This window comes from Nocardioides sp. LHD-245, from assembly GCF_030929495.1.
Classification (GTDB): domain Bacteria; phylum Actinomycetota; class Actinomycetes; order Propionibacteriales; family Nocardioidaceae; genus Nocardioides.
The window spans coordinates 1-25,946 of the sequence record NZ_JAVFWN010000028.1 but is presented as its reverse complement, the minus strand read 5'-3'; the positions used below and the strand labels follow the sequence as shown (position 1 = coordinate 25,946).

27 protein-coding genes and 1 rRNA gene are annotated in these 25,946 nt (G+C 73.1%); 1 reads left to right on the top strand and 27 read right to left on the bottom strand.

The genetic code is table 11. The annotated features are described in order from the left end of the window. Positions 1-269: 269 nt before the first annotated feature. The 25 genes from RB608_RS27900 to RB608_RS27780 all read right to left on the bottom strand — a co-directional run bounded on the left by RB608_RS27900 (position 270) and on the right by RB608_RS27780 (position 24,060). Positions 270-656 carry a PIN domain-containing protein gene (locus tag RB608_RS27900; RefSeq protein ID WP_308091371.1) on the bottom strand — a complete coding sequence of 129 codons (387 nt, stop codon included), beginning with the start codon at positions 654-656 and terminating at the stop codon, positions 270-272. Positions 657-710: 54 nt separating this feature from the next. Beyond that, a complete protein-coding gene (locus RB608_RS27895; protein ID WP_308091367.1) occupies positions 711-953 on the bottom strand; it encodes a type II toxin-antitoxin system prevent-host-death family antitoxin in 243 nt (80 codons plus the stop codon). 267 nt (positions 954-1,220) lie between these two features. Beyond that, positions 1,221-2,855, bottom strand: a complete 1,635-nt coding sequence (locus RB608_RS27890) for a DNA polymerase Y family protein (RefSeq protein ID WP_308091366.1) — start codon at positions 2,853-2,855, stop codon at positions 1,221-1,223. Between the two features lie 28 nt (positions 2,856-2,883). Further along, positions 2,884-3,513 carry a hypothetical protein gene (locus RB608_RS27885; protein ID WP_308091365.1) on the bottom strand — a complete coding sequence of 210 codons (630 nt, stop codon included), beginning with the start codon at positions 3,511-3,513 and terminating at the stop codon, positions 2,884-2,886. Positions 3,514-3,550: 37 nt separating this feature from the next. Next, positions 3,551-4,891 (bottom strand): ribosome biogenesis GTPase Der, encoded by a 1,341-nt coding sequence (gene der / locus RB608_RS27880; RefSeq protein WP_308091364.1) that lies wholly within the window; start codon positions 4,889-4,891, stop codon positions 3,551-3,553. Further along, on the bottom strand, positions 4,884-5,579 hold the full coding sequence (locus tag RB608_RS27875; protein WP_308091363.1) for a lysophospholipid acyltransferase family protein: 696 nt from the start codon (positions 5,577-5,579) through the stop codon (positions 4,884-4,886). The genes der and RB608_RS27875 overlap by 8 nt, the downstream gene beginning before the upstream one ends. After that, complete coding sequence (gene cmk, locus RB608_RS27870) at positions 5,576-6,244, bottom strand: (d)CMP kinase (protein ID WP_308091370.1); 669 nt, start codon at positions 6,242-6,244, stop codon at positions 5,576-5,578. The genes RB608_RS27875 and cmk overlap by 4 nt, the downstream gene beginning before the upstream one ends. 22 nt (positions 6,245-6,266) lie before the next feature. Beyond that, entirely contained in the window at positions 6,267-7,343 is a 1,077-nt protein-coding gene (locus tag RB608_RS27865) for a prephenate dehydrogenase (RefSeq protein WP_308091362.1), read from the bottom strand. Positions 7,344-7,361: 18 nt separating this feature from the next. Further along, positions 7,362-7,775, bottom strand: a complete 414-nt coding sequence (locus RB608_RS27860) for a VOC family protein (protein WP_308091361.1) — start codon at positions 7,773-7,775, stop codon at positions 7,362-7,364. After that, a complete protein-coding gene (locus RB608_RS27855) occupies positions 7,768-8,592 on the bottom strand; it encodes a helix-turn-helix transcriptional regulator (protein ID WP_308091360.1) in 825 nt (274 codons plus the stop codon). The genes RB608_RS27860 and RB608_RS27855 overlap by 8 nt, the downstream gene beginning before the upstream one ends. A gap of 15 nt (positions 8,593-8,607) precedes the next feature. After that, complete coding sequence (locus RB608_RS27850) at positions 8,608-9,360, bottom strand: pseudouridine synthase (protein ID WP_308091359.1); 753 nt, start codon at positions 9,358-9,360, stop codon at positions 8,608-8,610. Beyond that, entirely contained in the window at positions 9,350-9,991 is a 642-nt protein-coding gene (gene scpB, locus RB608_RS27845) for an SMC-Scp complex subunit ScpB (RefSeq protein ID WP_308091358.1), read from the bottom strand. Before scpB ends, RB608_RS27850 begins: the two co-directional genes overlap by 11 nt. After that, positions 9,984-10,835, bottom strand: coding sequence for a ScpA family protein (locus RB608_RS27840; protein WP_308091357.1), 852 nt, complete (start codon positions 10,833-10,835; stop codon positions 9,984-9,986). The genes scpB and RB608_RS27840 overlap by 8 nt, the downstream gene beginning before the upstream one ends. Before the next feature lie 7 nt (positions 10,836-10,842). Then, the gene (locus RB608_RS27835) at positions 10,843-11,184 is read right to left on the bottom strand and encodes a hypothetical protein (RefSeq protein ID WP_308091356.1); all 342 of its coding nucleotides are present in this window, start codon (positions 11,182-11,184) and stop codon (positions 10,843-10,845) included. Beyond that, positions 11,169-12,086, bottom strand: a complete 918-nt coding sequence (locus RB608_RS27830) for a ParA family protein (protein WP_392391067.1) — start codon at positions 12,084-12,086, stop codon at positions 11,169-11,171. Before RB608_RS27830 ends, RB608_RS27835 begins: the two co-directional genes overlap by 16 nt. Positions 12,087-12,340: 254 nt before the next feature. Then, entirely contained in the window at positions 12,341-14,869 is a 2,529-nt protein-coding gene (locus tag RB608_RS27825; protein ID WP_308091355.1) for a DUF3516 domain-containing protein, read from the bottom strand. Continuing rightward, on the bottom strand, positions 14,862-15,815 hold the full coding sequence (locus tag RB608_RS27820) for a site-specific tyrosine recombinase XerD (RefSeq protein WP_308091354.1): 954 nt from the start codon (positions 15,813-15,815) through the stop codon (positions 14,862-14,864). The genes RB608_RS27825 and RB608_RS27820 overlap by 8 nt, the downstream gene beginning before the upstream one ends. A 4-nt stretch (positions 15,816-15,819) precedes the next feature. Then, entirely contained in the window at positions 15,820-16,935 is a 1,116-nt protein-coding gene (gene ald, locus RB608_RS27815) for an alanine dehydrogenase (RefSeq protein WP_308091353.1), read from the bottom strand. A gap of 9 nt (positions 16,936-16,944) precedes the next feature. Continuing rightward, positions 16,945-17,538: an NUDIX hydrolase gene (locus RB608_RS27810; protein ID WP_308091352.1), complete on the bottom strand. Its 594-nt coding sequence runs from the start codon at positions 17,536-17,538 to the stop codon at positions 16,945-16,947. Next, positions 17,535-19,238, bottom strand: coding sequence for a CTP synthase (locus RB608_RS27805; protein ID WP_308091368.1), 1,704 nt, complete (start codon positions 19,236-19,238; stop codon positions 17,535-17,537). Before RB608_RS27805 ends, RB608_RS27810 begins: the two co-directional genes overlap by 4 nt. A 37-nt stretch (positions 19,239-19,275) precedes the next feature. Further along, on the bottom strand, positions 19,276-21,030 hold the full coding sequence (recN, locus tag RB608_RS27800) for a DNA repair protein RecN (RefSeq protein WP_308091351.1): 1,755 nt from the start codon (positions 21,028-21,030) through the stop codon (positions 19,276-19,278). After that, positions 21,027-22,004, bottom strand: coding sequence for an NAD kinase (locus RB608_RS27795; protein ID WP_308091350.1), 978 nt, complete (start codon positions 22,002-22,004; stop codon positions 21,027-21,029). The genes recN and RB608_RS27795 overlap by 4 nt, the downstream gene beginning before the upstream one ends. Further along, a complete protein-coding gene (locus tag RB608_RS27790) occupies positions 22,001-22,834 on the bottom strand; it encodes a TlyA family RNA methyltransferase (RefSeq protein WP_308091349.1) in 834 nt (277 codons plus the stop codon). Before RB608_RS27790 ends, RB608_RS27795 begins: the two co-directional genes overlap by 4 nt. After that, entirely contained in the window at positions 22,834-23,025 is a 192-nt protein-coding gene (locus RB608_RS27785; protein WP_308091348.1) for a hypothetical protein, read from the bottom strand. Before RB608_RS27785 ends, RB608_RS27790 begins: the two co-directional genes overlap by 1 nt. Before the next feature lie 9 nt (positions 23,026-23,034). Continuing rightward, on the bottom strand, positions 23,035-24,060 hold the full coding sequence (locus RB608_RS27780) for an HAD-IIA family hydrolase (protein WP_308091347.1): 1,026 nt from the start codon (positions 24,058-24,060) through the stop codon (positions 23,035-23,037). 50 nt (positions 24,061-24,110) lie between these two features. On the opposite strand from RB608_RS27780, the gene RB608_RS27775 reads away from it, so the two are divergent. Next, the gene (locus RB608_RS27775) at positions 24,111-25,262 is read left to right on the top strand and encodes a DUF1015 family protein (protein WP_308091346.1); all 1,152 of its coding nucleotides are present in this window, start codon (positions 24,111-24,113) and stop codon (positions 25,260-25,262) included. Here the strand turns inward: RB608_RS27775 and RB608_RS27770 are convergent. Next, complete coding sequence (locus RB608_RS27770; RefSeq protein ID WP_308091345.1) at positions 25,222-25,599, bottom strand: single-stranded DNA-binding protein; 378 nt, start codon at positions 25,597-25,599, stop codon at positions 25,222-25,224. The two genes, RB608_RS27775 and RB608_RS27770, sit on opposite strands and share 41 nt — an antisense overlap. A gap of 235 nt (positions 25,600-25,834) precedes the next feature. Further along, positions 25,835-25,946: ribosomal RNA gene (rrf, locus tag RB608_RS27765) — 5S ribosomal RNA — on the bottom strand; the annotation flags it as partial.

The following is a 25,946-nucleotide window of genomic DNA, read 5'->3' as shown; positions in this document are numbered from 1 at the left end:
CCGTCAAGAAGGTCGTTCACCGTCACCGTCTCAGCCATCACCCCAGCGTGCGCTCACCCGGGCGACCACGCCAACCCCAGGACTCGGCGGTCAGAGGCGAAGCCTCACTGGATGATTGATTCCAAGGGATCGTGCAAGCGAGCGGCGCTCAGCGCGTGCGATGACAAGGCGCCGGCGTGAGGGCATACCGGGTGTACGTCGAGCGTCGGCAACGCCGTCAGCGTGCGTGCTGAGCGTCGCGGAGCGTGCGATCCCTTGGAATCAATCGTCTAGACCCGCACAACCTCGAGCGCGGGATGGGCCCGCGCCAGGGCGTCGAAGTCGGCATCCTGGGTGACGACGGGAAGTCCGTGCTCGACCGCCGTCGCCGCAATCAGGGAGTCAGTCAGCTTGACCGCTCGATGCACCCCCGCCTTGCGACAGTCGGCCACGATCCGTGCCCACGTCGTCATGACCGCCTCGGTGACAGGAACAGGGTCGGCTGTGCGCGCCAGGGCGAGAGTCTCGGCGCGGCGTGCTCTCGTGAGCGGGTCTGGCGCATTGAGCACCCCGAGCTGGAGCTCGCCGACCGTCACCACCGAGAGTGACACCCGCTCCGGAAGGTCACCCAGCCGGCGGCCGGTCTCGCTGGCGATGAAGACCGAGGTGTCGAGCAGACCGAGGTGTCGAGCAGACCGAGGTGTCGAGCAGACCGACCTGAGGGGTGTCGCTCATTGCTCTCCCAGGGTCTGTCCGGCGAGCTCGGCGAGCTCACCGGTCAGCCCCTCGTCGGCCGATCGGCCCTCGAGCTCGCTACGCAGCACGGCACCTGAGAGCCATCGGGAGCGGTGACCATGCGGGACGATGTCGGCGACGCGCTCACCGTGCACCGTGAGAACGACGCGCTCACCTGCGCGCACGGCGTCGATGACCTGGCTGGTCCGATTGCGCAGGTCGCGGACACCGATCTCCATGTGCGACAGCGTAGCACTCACGCGAGATACTCGCTCCTGCTCCGAACGGCCTCATCCGCGAGATGCCTGGCGCCGGGCGAAGAAGGAACGACGGAGATCCGGCTCATCACGGAGCGATCCCGATATCCACGCATGTCATGGCGGGACCGTAGGCCTCACGTCGATCTCACCGCTCCGACGCGGTCGACACCTGTGAAGACAGAACGGACGGCTCGCGCCTGTGGAGAAGCCGCGGCACGCCGCGAGAGCGATGGGACCGGCTGCCGATCAGTCGTAGGCCGCCTCCAGCTCCCAGAGGGCAGGAGCGGACCAGCGCAGCAGCCAGGCCCGACCGTCCACGCCGACCACCTGGAACCGGGCGGCCCGGCCCTGAGCCTGGCCCGACGCCTGGCCCGACGTGCCGGGCGACGCGAGCCACCACCCCTCGTCGACCGGCCACGGCCCGGCCCAGGAGGCGATCGGGCACCAGCGCCGCTCGATCCGGATCCGCCACGGCTCTCCCGTCACCATCCCGCGTGCGGTGACCGCCACCGGGACCGAGGCCTCGTCGACGACCTCCGCCTCGAGGGGCGTGGCGAAGACCCGGCTCGGGGCGGGCCCCGGGATCCGGCCCGGCCACGGACGGTCGACGGGACGCAGCCCGACCGGCCGCTCGCCCCACGGCACCAACACCTGGCGGTCGGCGGCGCCCCGCCCGCCCTGGAGCACGGGGACCCGGACGGCGTCGTACCCGACCATCGCCTGGACCCGGGCGACCCCGCGCACCACCTGCTCCTCGGCGCCGCCGCCCCACAGCCCGTCGGCGTGGTCGCCGGCCGGCTCGACGACGTCGGGCAGGAAGCGGACGACGGTGACCGCGGAGGAGATCGTCTCGCCGGTGGACTTGCGACTGCGCAGCCCGGACGACGCCATCCCGGCCTGGAGCTGCCAGTGCGCCCGGTCGACGAGGTCGCGCGAGGTGAAGCAGCGCGGGTGCAGCCAGGTCCGGGTGGAGACCCCCTCCTCGAACTCCGCCTCGATCCGGACCGACGTCGCCACCAGCTGCCGGTCGGCGAGACCGGCGACGAACCGCTCGGCGGTGGTGCGGACGCTGAAGGTGACAGCCTCGGCGGAGTCGAGGGGCGGCTCGAAGGAGATCTCACAGGCCAGCTCCGGCGGCGGGGTGCGAGAGGCGAGCCGGGTCGGCTCCCGGCCCTGCACCCGCCGCCACACGTCGGCGCCGTAGCCCCCGAACCGGTTGGCGACCTCGCCCGCCCCGAGCCGGGCGAAGTCGGCGAGCAGCATCAGCCCGAGCCGGCGCAGCAGAGCGGCGAGCTCGGCGCCCTCCGGTCCGTCGTCGGCGAGGACGGTGACCGGCAGGCCGCGCAGGAACTCCGCCGAACCGCCCGGGGCGATCGACAGGCAGGCCTGTGACGCCGCCTGCCGGGCGGCCCGCTCGGCGGTGTAGAGGTCGTCGGCCGCACCGAACCGGCTGTCCCACACCCCCTCCTGCACGAGGCGCTCGGCCAGCACCGCCGCCGCGGCCTCCTCGCCGTCGAGCCCGCCGCGGGCGAAGTAGCGCCCCGGAGCAGGGACGGCGAGCAGGCCGGGCCGCAGCGGCGCCACACCCGGCCGCACCGCCTCCACCGCCGCCAGCACCGGCTCGAACCACCGGGCGTCCCGGTCGGGGCTGGCCGCGATCAGCATCACCTCGGGACAGCGCGCCTGAGCGTCGCGGCGCCGTTGCCCGCGGCATACCCCCTCGGACCGGGCGGCGGCATTGCACACCACCACCACGTTGTTGGCGAGGACGACGGCCGGGGCCGCCGCGTCGACACCCACCTCCGAGCCTGCCCACGCACCCGAGTCGACCAGCTCCAACATGCCCGCCGTGACCGCCCAGTCCGGGCACCAGAGGACCATCGTCCGCCCCGCCATCACGCGACCGCCATCAGTCGAGCACCGCCTCGGCCCGGGCGGGCACCCGCCCGGCACCGCGTACGACCAGGGTCGCCCGCCGCTCACGCAGCCGGCCGCGGCCCTGCTCGAGCCCGGCCCAGACGACCTGCTCGGCGCTGAGCCGCGCCTCGCAGCGCGGCCACTCCCCCTGCACCACGAGCACCGCCGAGCGGGCCCGTAGTCGCGCCTCGAGGAGCGAGGCCGACGTGGGGTCGACGCCGCCGGGCGGACGCAGCACCACGACCTTGAGAACGTCGACGAGAGCCGCGGTGACCTCGAGCCAGTGCTCCCCGGGCGAGGGCACCAGGACCGTGCGCCCGAGCACGATCCCCCGCTGCTGCGCGGCCTCGGCGCCGAAGTCGTCCCAGCCGGCGAAGCCGACCCACTCCCCGGCCTGCGAGGCACCGGCGGCCAGCATCATGCCGAGGGTCGCGGAGTCGACGCCGTAGACCCCGCCGGTGCGCAGCCGGACCAACCCGGCGAGCGCCGGCAGGACCGGCACGAACAGTCGGGTCGGGCCGCCCTCGAGCGCGGCGATCCGACCGCGCAGTTGCTCGATCTGCGCGAGCGTGTCGCTGCGCGCCACGCTGCCGCGCTGGTCGATGACGGCGGGTTGGCTCACCCCTCCATCTTCGAACACATGTTCGAATCAGGCAAGATCAGCGACGCGCGCGCTTCTCCCGCGGCTGCACCTTGATCTCGATCGGCGTGCCGACGAACCCGAACTCCTCACGCAGCCTGCGCTCGACGAACCGCTCGTAGCCCTGGTCGAGCTTGCCGGTGGTGAACAGCTTGAACACCGGGGGCGCGCTCTGCACCTGGCTGCCGAACAGGATCCGCGGCTGCTTGCCGCCGCGCACCGGGTGCGGGTGCTCGGCGACGACCCGACCGAGGAAGGCGTTGAGGGTGCCGGTGGAGATCCGGGTCTCCCAGCCCTCGATGGCGCGGTCCAGCGCGGGTACCAGCCGGTCGACGTGCCAGCCGGTCTTCGCGGTGATGTTGATCCGCGGCGCCCACTGCACCTGCACCAGGTCGCGGTCGATCTCGCGGTCGAGGTAGAAGCGGCGCTCGGCGTCCACGAGGTCCCACTTGTTGAAGGCGATGACGAGCGCCTTGCCGGCCTCGCGCACCTCCTGGAGGATCCGCACGTCCTGCTCCGCGATGGACTCGTTGCCGGCCAGCACGAGGACACACACCTCGGCGCGCTCGATCGCGGTCGAGGTCCGCAGCCACGCGTAGTACTCGTGGCCCGAGGCCTCCTTGACCCGCTTGCGGATGCCGGCGGTGTCGATGAACCGCCAGTCGCGGCCGCCCAGGGAGACCAGCTCGTCGACCGGGTCGACCGTGGTGCCGGCGACGTTGTCGACGACGACGCGCTCCTCATCGGCGAGCTTGTTGAGCAGCGAGGACTTGCCGACGTTGGGCCGGCCGACGATGGCGATCCGGCGGGGTCCGCCGAGCTCCTCCCCCACCCGGTCCGGCGCCTCGGGCAGCACGGCCAGCAGGGCGTCGAGCAGGTCGCCGGAGCCGCGGCCGTGCAGTGCCGAGACCGGCCACGGCTCGCCGAGGCCGAGGTTCCACAGGCCGTAGGCCTCCGCCTCGGCCCGCTCGTCGTCGACCTTGTTGGCGGCGAGCACGACCGGCTTGCCGGACTTGCGCAGCACCCGGACCACCGCCTCGTCGGCGTCGGTGATGCCGACGGACGCGTCGACGACGAAGAGGACGGCGTCGGCCAGGGTCACGGCGACCTCGGCCTGTGCCTTGATCCGCTCGGCCATGCCGCGGGCGTCGGGGTCCCAGCCGCCGGTGTCGACGAGCGTGAAGGCGCGGCCGGCCCACTCGGCGTCGTACGAGACCCGGTCGCGGGTCACACCGGGAATGTCCTCGACGACAGCCTCGCGGCGGCCGAGGATCCGGTTCACCAGGGTCGACTTGCCGACGTTCGGGCGGCCGACGACGGCCAGCACCGGGACCACCCCGGTCGGGGTGTCTTCACTCATCACGTTCTCCTTGCGGGAGCGGGCCGGGTAGGCTCCGCCCCGTCTCGTCCAGGGCTCCGGCCAGCTGCTGCTGCATGTGATCGCGCAGCGCGGCCGAGGTCAGACGGACATTCTCCCGTGTCCGGGGCCAGGGCACCGCATCGACGGCGTACGGCTCTCCCACGACGATGTCGATCCGGGCTCCCCTGTGCGGCAGCGAGCCGCTCGATCCGCCCGGGTCGCGGGACCCCAGGAAGGTCAGCGGTACGACGGGTGCCCCCGTCACCAGCGCCAGGTACGCCGCCCCGCCGCGGAACCTCTCCAGGTCGCCCGGCCCCCGGGTGCCCTCCGGGAACACGCCGACCGCGTGCCCCTCGCGGAGCACCCGCAGCGCGATCCGCACCGCGGCGGGGTCGGTGTGGTCGCGGTCCAGCGGGATCTGCCCGGACGCCCGCAGGAACGGCCCGAGCGGGCCTCGGAACATCTCGACCTTGGTCAGCGCGTGCACCGGCCGCGGCGCGAAGATCGCCATCAGCGGCCCGTCGACGAACCCGATGTGGTTGCCCGCGACCACCGCCGGCCCGGTCGCCGGGAACCTCTCGGCGTGATGGACGCGGACGTCCCAGCGACGCCGGATCAACCACCGCGAGGTCGGCCGTCCCCCGCGGAGGAGCCAGCGCGCGGGTCGTGGAGCCCGGTGCGCGCTCACCGGCGCTCCATCACCAGGCCCACCACCACGTCGACGACCTCGTCCAGGGTCAGCTCGGTGGAGTCGACGTGGACCGCGCCGTCGGCCATGGTCAGCGGGGCGACCGCCCGGCCGGAGTCGATCCGGTCCCGGGCGAGCAGGGACTCCTGGGTCGCGGTGACGTCGGCGCCACCGTTCTCCAGCGCCCGCCGCGCCGCCCGGGCCGCCGGGTCGGCGGTGAGGTAGACCTTGAGCTCGGCCTGCGGCCAGACGACGGAGCCGATGTCACGGCCCTCGACGACGATGCCGCCCTGGAGCCCCTCGGCAGGGGCGATGATCGCGCGCTGGAGGGCGACCAGCCGCGAGCGGACCTCCGGCACCGCGCTGACGGGCGAGACGGCGGCGTTGACCTCGTCGCTGCGGATCTCCACGGAGACGTCGCGACCGTCCACCGTGATGGCCGGCGCGAGCGGGTCGGTGCCGGACTCCAGCACCGGCTCCCCCGCGCGTACGGCGACGGCAGCCGCGTCGTGCACGTCGACCCCCTGGGCGAGCATCCACCAGGTGATCGCGCGGTACTGCGCGCCCGTGTCGAGGTAGCGCAGCCCGAGCCGGTCGGCGACCGCGCGGCAGGTGCTGGACTTGCCCGAGCCGGAGGTTCCGTCCACTGCTACGACTACGTTCACCGGCACGTCCACGGGCGGAACCTTACCGGTGGGTCACCCACCCTCTCGACTCCAGAGCAGCCCGCAGCTCCTCGGCCCGGCCCTCCACCACGTCGAGCTCGACGAGGCCGACCGGCCGGCCGGGGTCGTGGTCGATCCGCACGTCCTCGATGTTGACGCCACTGTCGCCGGCGTCGGCGAACAGGCGCGCCAGCCCGCCCGGCTGGTCGGGCAGGGCCACCCGGACCGCCTCCATCGGCTGCGGGGCGGCGCCGTGCTTGCCGGGGATGGCGCGGGTGCCGGCCTGGCCGTAGGCCAGCAGCGACTCCAGACCGACCCGGTCGCCGCCGGCGACCGCCTCCAGCGCGAGGTCGAGCCGGTCACGGACCTCGGCGAGCAGCGCGGCGACGGCGGTCGCGTTGCCGCCGATGATCTGGCTGTAGAGCCGCGGGTCACCGCCGGCCACCCGGGTGACGTCGCGCACGCCGGTGCCCGACAGGGCGAGATGCTCGGCCGAGGCGCCCGCGAGCGTCCCCGCGACGAGCGAGGCCATCAGGTGCGGTACGTGCGAGGTACGCGCGACGGCCCGGTCGTGCTCGAAGGGGCTCAGGTGCACCGGCACCGCACCGCAGACCCCGGCCAGCGCCTCCACGACGCGGGTCGCGTCGGGCGCCGCCTCCGGCCCGGGGGTGATCGCCCAGGGCCGGCCGTCGAAGAGCTCGGCGTTGGCCGCCAGCGGCCCCGAGTGCTCGGTGCCCGCCATCGGGTGGCTGCCGACGTACCGGCTCGCGGCCGGGTGCCCCGCCACCGCGGCCAGCGGACCTGCCTTGACACTGCCGACGTCGGTCACCACGGTCTCGGGGCCGGCGGCGTCGAGAACCTCACCGATGACGGCTCCCAGCGCGTCCGGGGGTACGGCCACCACGACCAGCTGAGGCACGTCCTGCGTCGTGCGTGCCCGGCCGGCGCCGAGGCCGGTCGCGGTACGCACGTGGTCCGGGGTGGTGTCGGTGAGCAGCACGTCGAGGCCCGCGCGACGGCAGGCCAGCGCGATCGAGGTGCCGATCAGCCCGGTCCCGACGATCTCGACCGGGCCCGCGAGCCCTCTCGTCTCCGCCACGCAGGCAAGGTTAGGGGATCAGTCGCGACCGTCCGCGCCGGGCTGGTAGGAGCCGAACGACCAGTGGTTGCCCTCGGGATCGCGGACGCTGCCGCCGCGCCCGCCGTAGTCCTGGTCCACCATCGCCCGCTCCACGCTCGCGCCCGCGGCGACGGCGGCCTCGAAGACGAGGTCGGGGTCGTCGGTCACCAGGTAGACCGCGCCGGATCCCGCGGGCTGGAGCGGGCTCTCCGGTCGCACCGCGCCGAACATCAGGCCGCCCCCTCCCGGCCACAGCCACTCGGCGTGGACCACGGTGCCCTGCTCGTCGCGGTGCGTGGCGTGCTCGGTGAAGCCGATGGCCCGCAGCCAGGCGGCCATGGCGTCGGTGTCGCGGAACTGCATCGCCGGCCAGAGCCGGACGGTCGCTGCGGAGGTCGCTGTCTCAGTCATGCTCCGATCCTGCGTCCCCGTCGTCCCCGTGGTCTTGAACGAACGGGAACTCGTCGCGCAGCCAGGTCGTCGGCGTACACCCCGCCAGCGCGCTCCACTCCCGGGTCAGGTGCGCCTGGTCGCTGTAGCCGCACCGTGCCGCCACCTCGGCCAGCGGTCGCCGCCCCAGCAGCTGCCGGGCCGCTGCCAGGCGCGCGACCCGCTGGAACGCCTTCGGCACCAGCCCGCACTCGGCCCGCACCAGCGTGGACAGCCGGCGCCGGCTGTAGCCCACCTCCTCGGCCACGCCGGTCACCGGGGTCCCGGACGTCAGGAGCGCGAGCGCCCGGGCCACCTCCGCGCGCGGTGCGGGATCGCCCGACGACGCGGCCAGCACCGCGAGGGTGCGGTCGACGAGCGCCACTCGCGCGGGCCAGGAGGGGAGGTCGTGCAGACGCTCGGGAAGCTCGCGCAGCGCGGATGGTACGGCGGCCTCGTCGAGGTCGGTCAGCGCGCCGGCCAGGTCCGCGGCGGGACGCCGGAGCAGGGCCCGGGCGCCCTCGACGGTGAGCGCGAGCTGGATGCCGCGCTGCGCGCCGTCGTGGTGCACCGCGGCGGGGGCCGTGTGCAGACCCGACAGCGAGCCCCAGGCCGCATGCGGCGAGCCCGCCTCGCCCGGCCACGAGACCCGGAGCGGCTCGTCCAGCGGCAGCACCAGGGTCAGCGTCGTGGACGGCAGGCCGCGGTGGACGCCCGGCGCACCGAAGTCGACGTCGTAGGGGACCCGCGCGGCGACGTACGGTCGCAGCGCCGCGGGCACCGCGGGGGCGGAGGTCACCCCACCACCGTAGGTCTAGAGACCGACCAGCTCCAGCAGCTGGCCGAGCTCGTCGTCGGACAGCTCCCGCAGCGCGCCGCCGCGCAGCGTGCCGAGCTCGATCGGGCCGAACCTCGTGCGGCTCAGCTGGCGCACCGGGTGACCCACCTGGTCGAGCAGCCGCCGCACGATCCGGTTGCGGCCCTCGTGGATGACCAGCTCGACGATCGACTTGTCGGCCGCGGTGGCGATGACCCGCGCTCGGCGCACCTCCACCGGGCCGTCCTCCAACGTCACGCCGGCGAGCAGGTCCGCGACGGTGCCCTTGGCGAGCCGGCCGGCGACCTCGGCGACATAGGTCTTCTCGACCTCGAACGACGGGTGCGCCATCCGATGCGCGAAGTCGCCGTCGTTGGTGAGCAGCAGCAGGCCCGAGGTGTCGGTGTCGAGCCGGCCCACGTGGAAAAGCCGTTCCTTGCGGTCGGAGACCAGGTCGGAGAGGGTACGACGGCCCTGCGGGTCGGACATCGTGGACACGACGCCGCGCGGCTTGTTGAGAACGAGGTAGACGTGATCGGAGATCGGGGGCAGCCGCCGGCCGGACACCTTGATGACCGCCCTGCGCGGGTCGACCTTCGTGCCGAGCCGGGTGACGATCTCGCCGTCCACCTCGACCTCGCCCTCGAGCATCAGCTCCTCGCAGCGCCGCCGCGAGGCCACCCCCGACTGGGCCAGCAGCTTCTGCAGCCGGAGCTGGCCGTCGTCGTCGACGGCGATGTCACGCGTCATCGGCAGGCACCTCCGTAGCGGCGGCCTCGGGCTCGGGCAGGCTCTCGCGCATCTCCTCCTCCATCTCGGCGAGCTCGGGCAGGTGCGGCGCCAGGTCGGGCAGCTCGTCCAGGGACACGATGCCGATCCGCTCCAGGAAGTACGCCGTCGTCCGGTACAGCGTCGCCCCGTGCTCGCCGTCGCGGCCGGCCTCCTCGACCAGGCCGCGGCTGATCAGCGTCCGCATCACGCCGTCGACGTTGACCCCGCGCACCGCGGACACCCGGGCCCGCGACACCGGCTGCTGGTAGGCCACGACGGCGAGGGTCTCCAGCGCGGCCTGGGTGAGCCGGGCCTGCTGGCCCTCCAGCACGAAGGCCTCGACGACGGGCGCGAGCTCCTCGCGTGTGTAGTAGCGCCACCCGCCCGCGACATTGCGCAGCTCGAAGCCGCGCCCCTGCTCGTCGTACTCGGCGGCCAGCGCGGCCAGCGCGTCGCTCACCTGGGGCTGCGGGTAGCCGACCGCGGTGGCCAGCGAGACCGCGTCGAGCGGCTGGTCGGCGACCATGAGCACCGCCTCCAACGCGGGCCGCAGCTCGGCGACGGGCACGGGCAGCGCCTCCTCGGCGGGCGCGTCGGGTTGTTCAGTCATCGCTCGGACTCTCCTCCGGGGGCGGGTCGCCGGCCGGCGCCACCCCGTCGAACTCGTCGGTGATCAGGTCCTCCACGTCGACCGCCCCGTCGCCGGTCCAGCGGACCGTGAGCTCGCCCAGCGGGGTGACCTGGTCGAAGGCCACCGCGCCCTCGCGGAACAGCTCCAGCAGCGACAGGAACCGCGCGACCGTGGTGAGCGTGTCGGGCGAGTCGCCGCACAGCGCGCGGAAGGTGAGGGTGCCGCTGCGCCGCAGCCGGTCGACGACGATCGCGGCCTGCTCGCGCACGCTCACGGTCGGGGCGTGGATGTGATGCAGGGTCAACTGCAGCTCGGGGCGCGGCGTCATCGCCTTGGCCGCCAGCGCCGCGAACTGCTCGAGCCCGATGCCGATCAGCACCTCGGGCAGCAGCCCGGCGTACCGCTCCTCCAAGCCGACCGCGCGCGGGAAGCGCCGCGCCTCGGCCTGCAGCCGGGTGTCGAACACGGCCGCCACCTGCTTGTAGGCCTTGTACTGCAGCAGCCGCGCGAACAGCAGGTCCCGCGCCTCCAACAGCGCGAGGTCCTCCTCGTCCTCCACGTCGCCGGCCGGCAGCAGCCGGGCGGCCTTCAGGTCGAGGAGGGTCGCCGCGACCAGCAGGAAGGAGGTGGTCTCCTCCAGCGAGTCGTCGGGCAGCTGCTTGATGTGGGCGATGAACTCGTCGGTGACCTGCGAGAGCGCGATCTCGGTGACGTCCAGCTTGTGCTTGGAGATCAGGCTCAACAACAGGTCGAACGGGCCCTCGAAGTTCGCCAGGCGGACGGCGAAGCCGCCGTGGACCTCCTCCGCCCCGTCTTCGCTCACCGCTGCATCATGACTCACGCAGGCGCCTGACCAGCGCGGAGCCCTCCCCCTCGGCCTCGAGCTCGCCCAGGACCAGGTGCAGCGCCTCGCGGACCAGACGACCGCGATCGACCGCCATGCCGTGCTCCCCGCGCAGCGTCAGCCGGGCCTTCTCCAGCTCCATCAGCTCCGCCGAGGTGACGTAGACGGTGATCTTCTCGTCGTGCCGGACCCGCCCGCTCGGGACCTTGGCCGCCTCGGTCGGCAGCTCCTCCGGCGGGTCGGGAACGGCCCGGACGGCCGGTCCCGACGACTCGGCGGTCGGCCGGAAGAGGTCGTCCGCGGCCGGCATGCTCACACGTCGAGACACCGCGCCGCCACCTCCTTCGCGAGCTGGCGGTACGCCTCCGCTCCGCTCGAGCCGGAGGCGTAGGACGTGATCGGCTCGCCCGCGACGGTCGAGTCGGAGAACTTCACGGTGCGGCGGATGACGGTGTGGAAGACCTGGTCGCCCCAGGCCTGCACCAGGCGCTCGAGCACCTCGCGGCCGTGGAGGGTGCGCCCGTCGTACATGGTGCCGAGGACGCCGTCGACCTCCAGGCCGGGGTTGAGGCGCTGCTTGACCTTGTCGATCGTCGCCTTGAGCAGCGCGACCCCGCGCAGGGCGAAGTACTCGCACTCCAGCGGCACGATGACGCCGTCGGAGGCGGTGAGCGCGTTGACGGTCAGCAGGCCGAGGGAGGGCTGGCAGTCAATGAGGATGACGTCGTACTCGGCGATCGCCGGGGCGAGCACCCGCTGCAGGGTCTGCTCACGGGCGACCTCGTGCACCAGCTGCACCTCGGCGGCGGACAGGTCGATGTTGGAGGGCAGCAGATCCATGCCGGGCACGCCGGAGGGCACGACGACCTCGTCGAGCGTCGCCTCCGGGTCCATCAGCAGGTTGTAGATCGTGCTCTCCATCTCGTGCGGGTTGAGCCCGAGGCCCACCGAGAGCGAGCCCTGCGGGTCGAAGTCGACGAGCAGCACCCTGCGGCCGAACTCGGCCAGCGCGGCCCCCAGGTTGATGGTGGTCGTGGTCTTGCCGACACCACCCTTCTGGTTGCACATCGAGATCACGCGCGCCTTGCCGTGGGCGGTCACCGGCCGGGGGTCCGGCAGGATCGGCATCGGGCGCCCGGTCGGGCCGATCTCGCCGGTCACCGTCTGCACGGCGCGCTCGACCGCGCCGTCCGGGGTGCCACGGTCCGGAAGCGGGAACTGCAGCGTCATCGCGTCCTCGCGCGCAGGCGTCTCACCCGTCACGGCTGCGTCCTCCGTGCCGAGCGGTACGTCGCTGCCGGGCGCCGGGATCGGCATCCGCGGCGGCATGTCGGGTGCACTGGATCCTCCGTAGAAGCCGGCCATCGCCCTCACCTTTGTCTGGACCATTTCTGGAGTGGTTGCGGGCTCCTTCCCCAGAGCCCGGGACCTCTCCATCCAACAATGTCGACACGGCGACATTCGGGAGGCGCGCCGACGGCCGGTCAGGAGGGGCCGGTGAGGCTCGCCATCTCCAGGGTCCGGACGACGGCCTCGCCGGCCTCGTCACTCGCCGCGAGGTCGACCTCGGCACGGATCACCCAGTCGTGGTTGCCGTCCGGGTCGTGCAGGGTCTGGGTCGCGACCCACCGGTCGGCGGACCTCTCGACCGTCAGCAGCACCGGCCCCCGCGCGTCGGCGTCGGTGAGCAGCCGGTCGTGCTCGGCGTAGTAGTCCTCGATCGCCCGGTCCCAGTCCGCCTCGCCCCACGCACCGCCCTCGTCGAGCGCGGCCAGCGCCGGGACGTCGTCGCGGGCGACCAGCTCGACCCGGCGCCACAGCGCGTTGCGGACCATCACCTCGAACACCCGGCCCTGCTGGCTGAGCGGTCGCGGCGGAGGCGGCGGCTCGTGGTGGCTGACCTGGCGGGTGGCGTGGTCGGGGTCGTTGAGGGCCTCCCACTCGTCGAGCAGCGACGAGTCGACCTGGCGGACCGTCTCGCCCAGCCACTCGACGAGGAGCTCCAGCTCCTCGGTCCGGTACGACGCCGGCACGGTCTGACGCAGCGCCCGGTAGGCGTCGGTCAGGTAGCGCAGCACCAGCCCCTCGGAACGCGCCACCTGGTAGCGGGAGACGAGGTCGGTGAACCCCATGCCCTGCTCCCACATCTGGCGCACGACCGACTTGGGCGCGAGGGCGTCGGGCGCGAGCCACGGATGCCGCTCGCGGTAGGTCTCGAAGAGCGGTTCCAGCAGGTCGCTCAGGGGCTCGGGCCAGGTGATGTCCTCGATGAGCGCCATCCGCTCGTCGTACTCGACGCCGTCGGCCTTGAGCGCCGCGATCGCCTCGCCGCGAGCGGCGTGCCGCTGGGCCATGAGCAGCGGGCGCGGTGCCTCGAGCGTGGCCTCGACGACCGACACGACATCGAGCATGAACGTGTCGCCGTCGGGGTCGAGCACGTCGAGCACCGCCAGGGCGAAGTGCGAGAGCGGCTGGTTGAGCGCGAAGTCCTCCGGCAGCGCCTCGGTCAGCACGTAGCGCCGCCCGAACCTGTCCACCTCGTCGAGCCGGGTCAGCACCTCGGAGGTCACCAGGCTGCGGGCCAGCCGGACCGCGCGCTTGGCCAGCCGGAGCTGGGTACGACGCTCCTCGTGGTTGTCCATCAGCAGTCGCCGCAGGACCGGGAACGCGTCCTCCTCGCGGGAGAGCACGTTGACCAGCATCGCGTTGTCGACCTTCATCTGCGACTTCAGCGGCTCGGGCCTCCCCTCGACGAGCTTGTCGAAGGTCTGCTCGGTCCACACCACGGTGCCCGCCGGCGGCTTCTTGAGCTGGGCCTTCGAGCCCCGCTTCGCCTGCTTCTCGGCGCTCATCGCGGCGTTCTTGGCGGCCGCCTTGGCCTTCGCCTTCTCGTTCTCGATGACGTGCTCGGGCGCCTGGACGACGACATATCCGGCCGTGTCGAAGCCCGCACGCCCCGCCCGGCCGGCGATCTGCAGGAACTCCCGGGTCCGCAGCACCCGTTGCCGGCTCCCGTCGAACTTGGCGAGCCCGGTGAAGAGAACCGTGCGGATCGGGACGTTGATGCCGACGCCGAGGGTGTCGGTGCCGCAGATCACGGTGAGCAGGCCGGCCTGGGCGAGCTGCTCGACCAGGCGGCGGTAGCGCGGCAGCATGCCGGCGTGGTGGACACCGATCCCCTGCCGCAGCAGCTTGCTGAGCGTCTTGCCGAAACCGGCCGCGAAGCGCACGCCGGCGATCCGCTCGGCGATCTGATCCTTGCGGTCCGCGGGGAGGACGTTGTCGAGGCGGCCCGGTCCGGCGAGCAGGGAGACCGCGTGCTCGACGGCGGCGGCCTGGGTGAAGTGGACCACGTAGACCGGCCCCTGCCCGGTGGTGATCAACTCCTGGAGCCTCTCCCCCATCGGCTCCAGCGACCAGGTGAAGTCGAGCGGGACCGGGCGCTCGGCATCGTCGACGATCGCCGTCTCGCGGCCGTTGCGGCGGGTCAGGTCCACGGCCAGCCCGGTCGTGTCGCCGAGGGTGGCCGACATGAGCAGGAACTGCGCCTGCGGCAGCTCGATGAGCGGCACCTGCCACGCCCAGCCGCGGCCGGCCTCGCCGTAGAAGTGGAACTCGTCCATCACGACCATGCCGACGTCGGCGGCCGTGCCCTCGCGCAGCGCGATGTTGGCGAGCACCTCGGCCGTGCAGCAGATGATCGGGGCGTCGGCGTTGACCGCGACGTCGCCGGTGAGCATGCCGACGTCCGCCGCCCCGAAGACCTCGACCAGGTCGAAGAACTTCTCGCTCACCAGCGCCTTGATCGGCGCGGTGTAGAAGGTCACCCTGTCGTCGGCCAGCGCCCCCATCGCGGCGGCCATCGCCACGAGCGACTTGCCCGACCCGGTCGGCGTCGCCAGCACGACGTTCTCGCCGGCGAGCAGCGCCAGGATCGCGTCCTCCTGGTGGGGGTAGAGCGTGAGCCCCTGGCTCTCGGCGTGCTCCAGGATGCGGTCGTAGGCGTCAGCCATGGCGGGCCCTCGGGTGCGCGGTCGCGAAGACCTCACGCAGGTTGTCGACGGTGACGAGCGTGTAGACCTGCGTCGTGGTCACCGACGCATGGCCGAGCAGCTCCTGGACCACGCGCACGTCGGCGCCGCCGTCGAGCAGGTGCGTCGCGAACGAGTGGCGCAGCGTGTGGGGCGAGACGTCGCGGGTGACCCCCGCCCGCTCGGCGGCCTTGACCAGCGCCGCCCAGGCGGACTGCCGGCTGAGCCGGCCACCGCGGGAGTTGAGGAAGAGCCCCGGCGTGGCGGCGGCGACGAGCGCGGGCCGCCCGCGCACGAGGTACGCCGTCAGGGCGGCCCGGGCGTAGGAGCCGACCGGCACCAGCCGCTCCTTGCCGCCCTTGCCGCGCAGCAGCAGCGTCGCGTCGGCCTGGTCGAGCTCGGGGACGGCGAGGTGGCTGACGTCGTCGACGTCGAGCCCGACCGCCTCGGAGATGCGGGCGCCGGTGCCGTAGAGGAGCTCCAGCAGCGCCCGATCGCGCAGCGCGAGCGGGGTGTCGGCGGCCCCGGCCGCCTCGAGGATCGCCTCGACGTCGGCCAGGGGCAGCGCCTTGGGCAGCCGCTTGGCCGGGGTCGGCGGCTTGACCGCCGCGGCGGGGTCCGCCGCGGCGAGCCCGTCGGCGAGCGCGAACCTGTGGAAGCCGCGGACCGCGACCACCGTGCGTGCCGCGCTCGACGCGCTCAGCGGCGGGTGGTCGGCGTCGCCCTCCCGCAGCCGGATGAGGAACCCGGTGACCGTGGCCTCGGTGACGCCGTCGAGCGTGTCGATGCTCTCGGCCGCGAGGTGCGCGCGGTAGCGCCGCAGGTCGCGGCGGTAGGAGGTCAGCGTGTTGGTCGCGAGCCCCTTCTCGACGGCCAGGTGGTCGAGATAGGTGCGGACCGCCCGATCCACCGCACCCGTCCCACTCACCCGGTCAGGCTAGCGCCTCCGCGGTCGGCACCGACGCGATCCCCGTGGCCTCGCCCACCGGGGCATTGGTCAGCAGTCCCGCGTGGGCGTTGAGTCCCAGCGCCAGGCTGGCGTCCACGCGGCAGGCCTCGCGCCAGCCCTTGTCGGCCAGCGCGACGGCGTACGGCAGTGTGGCGTTGGTCAGCGCGTAGGTCGACGTGTTCGGCACCGCCCCCGGCATGTTCGCCACGCAGTAGAAGGTCGAGTCGTGCACCTGGTACGTCGGGTCGGCATGGGTCGTCGGATGCGTGTCCTCGAAGCAGCCACCCTGGTCGACCGCGATGTCCACGAGCACCGAGCCCGGCTTCATCCGCGCCACCAGGTCGTTGGACACCAGCTTCGGCGCTGCGGCACCCGGGATCAGCACCGCGCCGATGACCAGGTCCGCCTCCAGCACCTGCTGCTCGATCGCCAGCCTCGACGAGGCCAGGCCGTGGACCCGGTTGTCGTAGCGCCAGAACGACATCCGCAGCTTGTCCAGGTCGGTGTCCAGGAGCGTCACGTCCGCGCCCATGCCGAGCGCGATGTTCGCGGCGTTCTGGCCCGCGACGCCGGCGCCGAGCACGACGACCTTGGCGTTGGCCACCCCGCCGACCCCGCCCATCAGCACGCCACGACCGCCCTGGGCCTTCATCAGCGAGTACGCGCCGACCTGCGGCGCGAGACAGCCCGCGACTTCCGACATCGGGTAGAGCAGCGGCAGCGCGCCGGAGGGCAGCTGCACGGTCTCGTAGGCGATCGCGGTGACGCCGCGCGCGAGCAGCTCCTCGGTCAGTGTCTTGTCCGCCGCGAGGTGGAGGTAGGTGAACAGCACCTGTCCCTCCCGCATCCGGTGGTACTCCTCGGCGACCGGCTCCTTGACCTTCAGCACCATCTCGGCCGTGCCCCACACCGCGTCGGCGTCCGGCAGGATCGACGCACCGGCCGCCGCGTAGTCGGCGTCGCCGATCGAGGATCCGTCGCCCGCGCCGCTCTGGACGACGACCTCGTGGCCGTGGGCGACCAGCTCGTGGACGCCGATCGGGGTGATGGCCACCCGGTACTCGTGGTTCTTGACTTCCTTCGGCACGCCGATGCGCATACCGGGAATCTACGCCTGCCGGGCGCGCTCTCGCAGCACTTGGCAGGCCAGGACCGCCTGGACGACCGGCCCGTCGGTGACGTCGCCGGCCAGGATGGCGTCGACGAGCTCGGCGAAGGGCACCCAGAAGACCTCGAGGTCCGCCTCCTCGTGCCGGAGGACGAAGTCTCCCCGGTCGGCCGGCGAGAGACCCTCCGCGAGGTAGTAGTGGATCCGCTCGGCCGAGTACCCCGGCGAGCTCAGCGTCGACAGGAGGTGGGTCCATCGCTCCGCCGCCAACGCCGCCTCCTCGCGCAGCTCCCGGCGGGCGACCTGCTCCGGCTCCTCCCCGGGGTGGTCGATCACGCCGGCCGGCAGCTCGACCAGCCGGTACTGCGCGGGGTGCCGGTACTGCCGCAGGCAGAGCACCCGGTCGTCCTCGTCGACGGCCAGGATCACCGCCGCGCCGGGATGCTCGACGACGAGCCGCCGGAACGGCTCCTCACCGTCGGCGCCCGGCCGCCGGATCCGGTCCGAGCGGAAGGCGACCACCCAGTCGTCGCGGTGCAGATCCGTGCTGTCCTCGACCGGCCACGACTCGGGGACGTCGCGCAGCAGGCTCACTCGTCGGCGGCGACGTCGGCCGGCTCGGCGTGCAGGTTCGAGTCGTCAATCTCGAGCCGGGTCTCGCGCTGCCGCTTGATGGCCGCGCCGACGAGGCCGGCGAACAGCGGGTGCGGGCGGGTCGGTCGCGAGCGCAGCTCCGGGTGGGCCTGGGTGCCGATGTAGTAGGGGTGCACGTCGCGCGGGAGCTCGACGAACTCGACCAGGTCGAGCTCGGTGTTGAGTCCGGAGAAGACGAGACCGGCCTCCTCCAGCTGCGCGCGGTAGGCGTTGTTGACCTCGTAGCGGTGCCGGTGGCGCTCCTCGATCACCTCGGCGCCGTAGACCTCGCGCGCGATGGTGCCGGCCTCGAGCTGGGCCGGGTAGAGGCCGAGCCGCATGGTGCCCCCCAGGTCGCCGGCTCCCTCGACGATGGACTTCTGCTCCTCCATCGTGGCGATGACCGGCTCGGGGGTGTCCGGGTCGAACTCGGTCGAGCCGGCCTTGGTGAGCCCGAGCTCGGTGCGGGCGTACTCGATCACCATCGACTGCAGGCCCAGGCACAGCCCCAGCGTCGGGATGCCGTGGGTGCGGGCGTAGGTGAGGGCGCCGAGCTTGCCCTCGAGCCCACGGATGCCGAAGCCGCCCGGCACGCAGATCGCGTCGACGTCGGAGAGGTGCTTCGTGGCACCGGCCGGGGTCTCGCACTCGTCGGAGGCGACCCACCGGATGTGGACCTTCGCCTCGTGCGCGAAGCCACCGGCCCGCAGGGCCTCGGTCACCGACAGGTAGGCGTCGTGCAGGTCGATGTACTTGCCCACCAGCGCGACGGTGACGTCCTCCTTCGGGTGGTGCACCCGGCGGAGCAGGTCGTCCCACACCGTCCAGTCGACGTCGCGGAAGGGCAGGTTGAGCCGGCGGACGACGTACGCGTCGAGCCCCTGCCGATGCAGCACCTTGGGGATGTCGTAGATGGACGGCGCGTCGGCGGCGGTGACCACGGCCTCCTGGTCGACGTCGCACATCAGGGAGATCTTGCGCTTGATCCCCTCGGGCAGCTCGCGGTCGGCGCGGCAGACCACGGCGTCGGGCTGGATGCCGACCTGGCGCAGCGCCGCGACGGAGTGCTGGGTGGGCTTGGTCTTCAGCTCGCCGGACGGGCCGATGAAGGGCACCAGCGAGACGTGGAGGAAGAAGCAGTTGTCGCGACCGATGTCATGACGGACCTGGCGGGCGGCCTCGAGGAACGGCAGCGACTCGATGTCGCCGACCGTGCCACCGATCTCGGTGATCACGACATCGACCGGATCGCCGTACCCCATCGCGAGGATCCGGTCCTTGATCTCGTTGGTGATGTGCGGGATCACCTGCACCGTGTCGCCGAGATACTCGCCCTTGCGCTCCTTGGCGATCACCGAGGAGTAGACCTGCCCGGTCGTCACATTGGCGATCTGGTTGAGATCGGTGTCGAGGAAGCGCTCGTAGTGGCCGATGTCGAGGTCGGTCTCCGCGCCGTCGTTGGTGACGAACACCTCGCCGTGCTGGAACGGGTTCATCGTCCCGGGGTCGACATTGAGGTAGGGGTCGAGCTTCTGCATGGTGACCCGCAGCCCACGGGAACGCAGCAGCCGACCGAGGCTGGAGGCGGTCAGGCCCTTGCCCAGCGAGGAGGCGACGCCTCCGGTGACGAAGACGTGCTTTGCCTGCTTACCCGGCGCCATGTTCACGGGATTCCATCTTACGTCATCCCCGGGCGTTTCACGGTGCCCGCGGGGCGTTTCGCGCGAGCTCGAGCAGCTCGCGGGCGTGGGCCAGGGCGGTGTCGGACTCGGCGAGGCCGGCCAGCATGCGCGAGAGCTCACGCTCTCGGCCGGAATCGTCGAGCGTGACCAGGCCCGAGCTGGTCACCGAGCCGTCGCTGGACTTCTCGACCAGGACGTGGCGGTCCGCGAAGGCGGCGACCTGCGGCAGGTGGGTGACCACGAGCACCTGGGCCTGGCCGGCCAGCGTCGCGAGTCGCCGGCCGATCTCGACCGCGGCGGCGCCGCCGACGCCCGAGTCGACCTCGTCGAAGACGAACGTAGGCACCGGACTCGTGCCCGCCAGGCAGACCTCGACCGCGAGCATCACCCGTGAGAGCTCACCCCCGGAGGCGCCCTTATGCAGCGGGCGCGGCTCGGAGCCGGTGTTGGCCGCCAGCAGGAACTCGACCTCGTCGAGGCCACTGCGACCGAACCGCACCCAGCGCTCCCCCACCCGCAGCACGTCCGGCGGCGGATGCTCCGGGTCGCTCGGCGCCTCGGCGACCCGCGGCGTGACCCGGATGGTCACCACGGCGTGTGGCATCGCCAGCAGGGTCAGCTCGCCGGTGACCGCCGTGCCCAGCCGGCGCGCGGCCTTCACCCGCGCCTCGCTGAGCTTGGTGCCCGCGGCCGCGAGGTCGGTGCGGAGCCGGGCGGCCTCGGCGGCGAGCTCCTTGATCCGGTCGTCGGTGGAGTCGAGGTCGAGCAGCCGCATCGCCGACTGCTCGGACCAGGCCAGCACCTCATCGACGGTGTCGCCGTACTTGCGGGTCAGCCCGATCAGCGCCGCGCGCCGCTCGGACACGGCCGCCAGGCGGGTCGGGTCGGTGTCGATCCGGGAGGCGTACGACGCGACGTCGGCCGCGACGTCGGAGAGCAGGTAGCTCACCTCGGCCACCCGGTCGGCCAAGGCACCCGCCTCGGTGTCGTGGTCGCGGACTCCCTCGAGCAGGCCGCGGGCGGCGGCGACGGCCGCGAGGGCGTCGGGCGAGCCGTGCTCACTGGAGAGCGCCTCGCGGGCCTGCTCGGCCGCGCCGCGCAGGGTGTCGGCGTGCCCGAGGCGGGCCTCCTCCGCCGCCAGCTCGGTGTCCTCACCGGGCCGAGGAGCGACGGCGGCGACCTCGTCGACACCGAACCGCAGCAGGTCGGCCTCCCGTGCCCGCTCGCGCGCGGTCGCCGTCACCTCCGTGAGCTCGCGCTCGGTGGCGATCAGCCGGTCGTGGACCGCAGCGTAGGCCGCGTGCAGCTTCTCCAGCGCACCGAACCGGTCGAGGGCGTGGCGCTGCGTCTGCGCCTTCAGCAGCCGATGCTGATCCGACTGGCCGTGGACTGCGACCAGGGGCTCGGCGAGCCCGGCCAGCGTGGCGACCGGCACCGCCGCCCCTCCGGCGAACGCCCGGGACCGTCCCTCCGCGCTCACGTTGCGGGCCAGCACGATCCCGTCGTCCTCGGCCTCTCCGCCGGCCTCCTCGACCGCGGTGAGCAGACCGGGCAGCGCGGTCGCGGTGACCAGCCCCTCCACGCGCGCCTGCTTGGCGCCGGCCCGGACCACGCCACTGTCGGCGCGACCGCCCAGCAGCAGGCCGAGGGCCGTGACCACCATGGTCTTGCCGGCTCCGGTCTCACCGGTGATCACGGTCAGCCCGGGGCCGAGCTCGAGGGTCGAGGAGTCGATGACCCCGAGCGAGCTGATCCGGATCTCCTCGATCACTGCGCCTCTCCCGTTGCCGCGCTCGCAGCCTGTCGCAGCTGGCGCCGCTCGGCCGCGGCACCCCGCCAGCCCTCGACGGACAGCCCGAACTTCGCGACCAGCCGGTCGGTGAACGGCGCCTGGTGCAACCGCACCAGGCGCACCGGACGCTGCCCGCGGCTCACCTCGATCCGGGCGCCGGGGGGCAGGTCGACGCTGCGTCGTCCGTCGCACCAGAGCACGCCGGAGCCCTGGTTGCCCTCGAGGACCTCGATCGCGATGACCGACGACGGCGCGACCACCATCGGCCGGGCGAACAGTGCGTGCGCGCTCAGCGGGACGATGCACAGCGCCTCGACCTGGGGCCACACGATCGGCCCGCCGGCGCTGAAGTTGTAGGCCGTCGAGCCGGTGGGCGTCGCGCACACCACCCCGTCGCAGCCCCAGCGGGACAACGGCCGGTCGTCGATCTCGACGACGACCTCCAGCATCCGCTCCCGGGCGGCCTTCTCGACGCTGGCCTCGTTGACCGCGAACGTCGCGTAGACCAGCCGGCCGGCGAGGTACGCCTTGACGTCGAGCGTGAGCCGGTCCTCGATGGTGTAGCGCTGGTGGACGATCGCGTCGATCGTCGCCGCCACATCCTCGTGCTCAGCCTCGGCGAGGAAGCCGACGTGACCGAGGTTGACGCCCAGCACGGGCGTCGAGCGCTGGTGGGTCACCTCCGCGGCGCGCAGGATGCTGCCGTCGCCGCCGATGACGACCGTCAGCTCGCAGCCGTGGCTCGCGTCGGACTCCGAGTCGGTCAGCTCGACCGACGGCTGGTAGTCCTCCGGAACCAGGTCGAGGTCGTCGGCCTCGTGCCGCAGCAGCCGCACGACGATGCCGTGCCCGGTCAGCTCCTTGACGAAGGCACGCGCGACGTCGCGCGCCTCGCTGCGGCCGGTGTGGGCGAGCACGAGCACCCGGCGCGCGGTCTCGGTCGCGGAGGTCATGGGCTCACCCTCTCATCCGGGGCCGACGTACCGCGCCGGACGACCACGGCGAGCGCATCGTCGGTCACGGTCGCCGGCCCGTGTCGCAGCCAGAGGAAGAACTCAACATTGCCCGAGGGGCCGGGCAGCGGGCTCACGGTCACCGCGCGGGCGCCCCAGCCGCGCTCCGCGGCCGCGTGGGCCACGCCCAGGACGGTCTCGACCCACAGCTCGGGGTCACGGACCACGCCGCCCTTGCCGAGCCGGTCCTTGCCGACCTCGAACTGGGGCTTCACCATCAGGGCGAGGTCCCCGTCGGGACGGGTGACGCCGAGGAGCGCGTCGAGCACGAGGGTGAGGGAGATGAAGGACAGGTCCCCGACCACGAGGTCGACCGCCCCGCCGATCTCGTCGGTGGTGAGGGACCGGACGTTGGTCCGGTCGTGCACGACCACCCGCTCGTGCTGCTGCAGCGACCAGTGCAGCTGGCCGTAGCCCACGTCGACGGCGACCACCTCGGCCGCCCCCGCGCGGAGCAGGACGTCGGTGAAGCCACCGGTCGAGGCACCAGCGTCCAGACACCGCCGGCCACTCACCACGAGACCGAGCGGCGTGAAGGCAGCCAGCGCTCCGGCCAGCTTGTGGGCACCGCGGGAGACGTAGTCGGGGCCGTGCTCACCCTCACGTACGACGATGGCGACGTCGGTCGTGACCCCCGTCGCGGGCTTGGCCGCGACAGCACCGGCCACCTTCACCCGGCCCTCGGCGATCAGCTGGGCGGCGCGCTCCCGGGACGGCGCCAGCCCGCGGCGGACCAGCTCCGCGTCGAGGCGCAGTCGGCGCGGTGGCACTACGGTGCGGCAGGTGCGCCGGCTGCGGCCGGCGGGTTGTCGAGGGTGTGCCGGAGCGCGCCGTGCGCCTCCTCCAGCACGCCCGCGTGCTCCTCGATCGGACGCTCGGCGAGCCCCGCCACGAGGTCGAGCACTCGGTCGACGGCATCGATCCCGGTCGGCGTGGGCGCCGGAACACCTACCTCGGTCATGCCCCGAGGCTACCGCGCCGGCGGGCCGGGTTCGGGGACCCCTGCCGTCGCGACGTCCGGCACCTCTCCGGTCCGGTCCCGATGGTCCCAACCCGTCACCGCGGCCACCCGCCACCAGTCGGCGGCGGACGCATGCTCCCCGGTGCACTCCACCTCCAACCGGCCCGCGACGACCTGTCCCGTCCAGCCACCCAGCCGCCAGCGCCCGCTGCCGACGCCCTGCGGCGCCCCGTGCGGCGTCGTGAGCCCGCCGAGGTCCGGCGCGAGATAGGTGGGCCGCTCCACCGGTGTCGCGGCGACCAGCTCCGCGAGCCCGGTCACCCCCGTCAGCACGAGCAGCGAGTCGACGCCCGCGTTGCGGGCGCCCTCGATGTCGGTGTCCAGACGGTCGCCGACCATCAACGGCCGTCGGCCGCCCGTCCTGCGCACGGTCTCGTCGAGCAGCGGCCGCTGCGGCTTGCCCGCCACCTGCGGCGCCACGCCGGTGAATCGCCGCATCATGTCCACGAGCACCCCGTGCCCCGGTGCCACGCCGTAGGCCGTCGGGATCGTGTGGTCCGTGTTGCTCGCCAGCCACGGCAGCCCGTCCCTGATCCGCACCGCCGCCTGCATGATGTCGCGCCACAGCAGATCGGGCCCGTACCCGCTGACGGCCGCCACCGCCTCGGCGTCCACCCCGACGGGGATCAGCTCGACCTCCTCGAGTGCGCTCCGCAGCCCCGCGCCGCCCAGGCACAGCACCCGGGCCCCGGGCCCGAACCGCTCCACGAGCAACCGCGCCGCCGCCTGGGCACTCGTCACCACGTCACCCGCCTCGGCAGGCACGCCCAGCTCCCGCAGGTGCTCGGCGACCACGGCGGCGGGACGCGACGCGTTGTTGGTGATGAAGGCGACCGTCAGGCCCGCGGCCCGTGCCCGGGCGAGGTGACCGGCCGCGCCCGCGACCGCGCGCTGGCCGATGTAGACGACCCCGTCCAGATCGAGCATCGCCACGTCGTAGGCACCGGCGAGGGGTTCGGTGGATGTGAGCAACACGGGGACCACCTTGCCAGCAGCCACCACCACGGCCTCCGTACGATGCCCTGATGGACGCGACAGCCCTGGTGACGCCGCCGTACGTGGCCGGGCCCCTGCGTCTCGAGCCGTTCCCGGCGCTGATGCTGACCCCCGCCCGCGTGGGCAACCCGAGCACCGGCCGAGCCTTCGCCCGCCCGTACAAGGACGTCTCCGCCCGCCTCCAGCGCTGGCAGTCCCGCGGGCTGGTGGCCGCCGACCCGGAACCGGCGCTCTACCTGCACGAGTACAGCGCCAACGGGATGACGGTCCGCGGCCTGGTCGGAGCCCTCGACGTCTCTCGGCGCGCGGCGCGCCCCGAGGATCGGGCCGTGCTGCCGCACGAGGGCATCCATCCCGCCCAGGCCGACGAGCTGGCCGACCGCATGGACGAGATGCAGCTCAACCCCGCGCCCATCCTGTTGGTCCACCAGGGCAGTCAGCCGCTGCGTGACCTCCTCTCCGAGGTCACTCGCCGCGAGCCGGACCACGCGTTCACCGACCGTGGCGGCCAGGGCCACCGGATCTGGGCCGAGCGCTCCCCCGCCACACTCGCCGCCATCGCCGCCGAGCTCGCCGAGAGCCGCGCCCTCATCGCTGACGGACACCACCGCTACGCGGCCTATCTCCGACTCCAGCGGCGCCGTGTCGGTGGCCCCGCCGGCCCCCGGCCCACCGACCTCGGTCTGGCCATGCTCGTCGACCAGAGCGACACGCCGCTCTTCCTCGGCCCCATCCACCGCACCCTGAGCGGCACATCGCTGCACGACCTCCGCGACGCCGCGGAGACGCTCGGCCTGGAGTATCGCGAGCAGACCCAGGCCGACGCCGTCCAGGCGCTCTCGTCGGAGCGCCTCGCCGCCACCGACGGCGAACGCTGGGCTGTGGTCGGACTCGGGAACGGACCGGACGAGGCGGCCGTCGAGGCCCTCCACCGTCGCATCCTTCCGGCGCTCCCGCACGGCCCCACGGCGATCTCCTACCACCACACCGTCGACGACGCGCTCGGGGGCGCCCGCTCCGACGCCATCGCGGTCCTGATGCCGGCGCCGTCGGTCGAGCTGGTGCTCCGCGTCGCCGAGGCGGACCGGCTCCTTCCCGAGAAGGCCACCTCCTTCCAGCCCAAGCCCAGCCTGGGGGTGCTCATCCGCTCACTGCGCGACGCAGCACTCGGGCCGTCGTGACCTCGACCTCGACCCGCGAGGCCGTCTGTCCGCCGGCCCGGTAGAACCTGCGTCGCAGCGCGCCCTCGACCCCCACCACGTCACCCGCGTGCCAGCCGCGCATCGAGCGCCGCACCCGCGCCGACCAGCCGGCGAGGTCGACCACGTCGACCGAGGCGCCCTTGCGGCCCGACGCGAGCACCCGCACGTCCGGACGCGGCACGATCACCCGACACGTCCACAGGCGGTCGCCGCTCGGCAGCACGCGCTCCTGCGGTTCGGCGGCCACCCGACCACTCAGCACCACCGTGTTGGCACCGAGCTCCTGCACCGCAGCTGTCGCCCGATCGACCGTCATGGCCAGGCACCTCCCGAGCATCTCGTCACAGCGAGCACCGCGCCCGCCTGTCACGAACCATCCTGCGCGAGACAGCCGTCAGCGGCCGATCAGCCGACCGTGACCTGTGGACCGCGCATCTCCGAACCCCGCCTGGGGAGAATCGAGGGCACGCCGCGGAACTCCTGAGCCGACAAACGAGTCGAAAAAGCACTCAGGGCCAGCACACGAGTGTGCTGGCCCTGAGCCAATGTTTGTCCGGCGGCGTCCTACTCTCCCACATCCTCGCGGTTGCAGTACCATCGGCGCTGGCAGGCTTAACTTCCGGGTTCGGGATGGGACCGGGTGTTTCCCTGCCGCTATGGCCG

Excerpts from the sequence above, each read along its gene's own strand:
- RB608_RS27770 (WP_308091345.1), bottom strand. The coding sequence starts at position 25,599 with ATGACGGTCGATCGGGCGACAGCTGCGGTGCAGGAGCTCGGTGCCAAC.
- RB608_RS27895 (WP_308091367.1), bottom strand. The coding sequence starts at position 953 with ATGGAGATCGGTGTCCGCGACCTGCGCAATCGGACCAGCCAGGTCATC.
- RB608_RS27890 (WP_308091366.1), bottom strand. The coding sequence starts at position 2,855 with ATGGTCCTCTGGTGCCCGGACTGGGCGGTCACGGCGGGCATGTTGGAG.
- RB608_RS27775 (WP_308091346.1), top strand. The coding sequence starts at position 24,111 with ATGGACGCGACAGCCCTGGTGACGCCGCCGTACGTGGCCGGGCCCCTG.
- RB608_RS27850 (WP_308091359.1), bottom strand. The coding sequence starts at position 9,360 with ATGACGCGTGACATCGCCGTCGACGACGACGGCCAGCTCCGGCTGCAG.
- RB608_RS27830 (WP_392391067.1), bottom strand. The coding sequence starts at position 12,086 with ATGACGCTGCAGTTCCCGCTTCCGGACCGTGGCACCCCGGACGGCGCG.
- RB608_RS27860 (WP_308091361.1), bottom strand. The coding sequence starts at position 7,775 with ATGACTGAGACAGCGACCTCCGCAGCGACCGTCCGGCTCTGGCCGGCG.
- RB608_RS27785 (WP_308091348.1), bottom strand. The coding sequence starts at position 23,025 with ATGACCGAGGTAGGTGTTCCGGCGCCCACGCCGACCGGGATCGATGCC.
- RB608_RS27805 (WP_308091368.1), bottom strand. The coding sequence starts at position 19,238 with ATGGCGCCGGGTAAGCAGGCAAAGCACGTCTTCGTCACCGGAGGCGTC.
- scpB (WP_308091358.1), bottom strand. The coding sequence starts at position 9,991 with ATGACTGAACAACCCGACGCGCCCGCCGAGGAGGCGCTGCCCGTGCCC.
- ald (WP_308091353.1), bottom strand. The coding sequence starts at position 16,935 with ATGCGCATCGGCGTGCCGAAGGAAGTCAAGAACCACGAGTACCGGGTG.
- der (WP_308091364.1), bottom strand. The coding sequence starts at position 4,891 with ATGAGTGAAGACACCCCGACCGGGGTGGTCCCGGTGCTGGCCGTCGTC.
- RB608_RS27825 (WP_308091355.1), bottom strand. The coding sequence starts at position 14,869 with ATGGCTGACGCCTACGACCGCATCCTGGAGCACGCCGAGAGCCAGGGG.
- RB608_RS27795 (WP_308091350.1), bottom strand. The coding sequence starts at position 22,004 with ATGACCTCCGCGACCGAGACCGCGCGCCGGGTGCTCGTGCTCGCCCAC.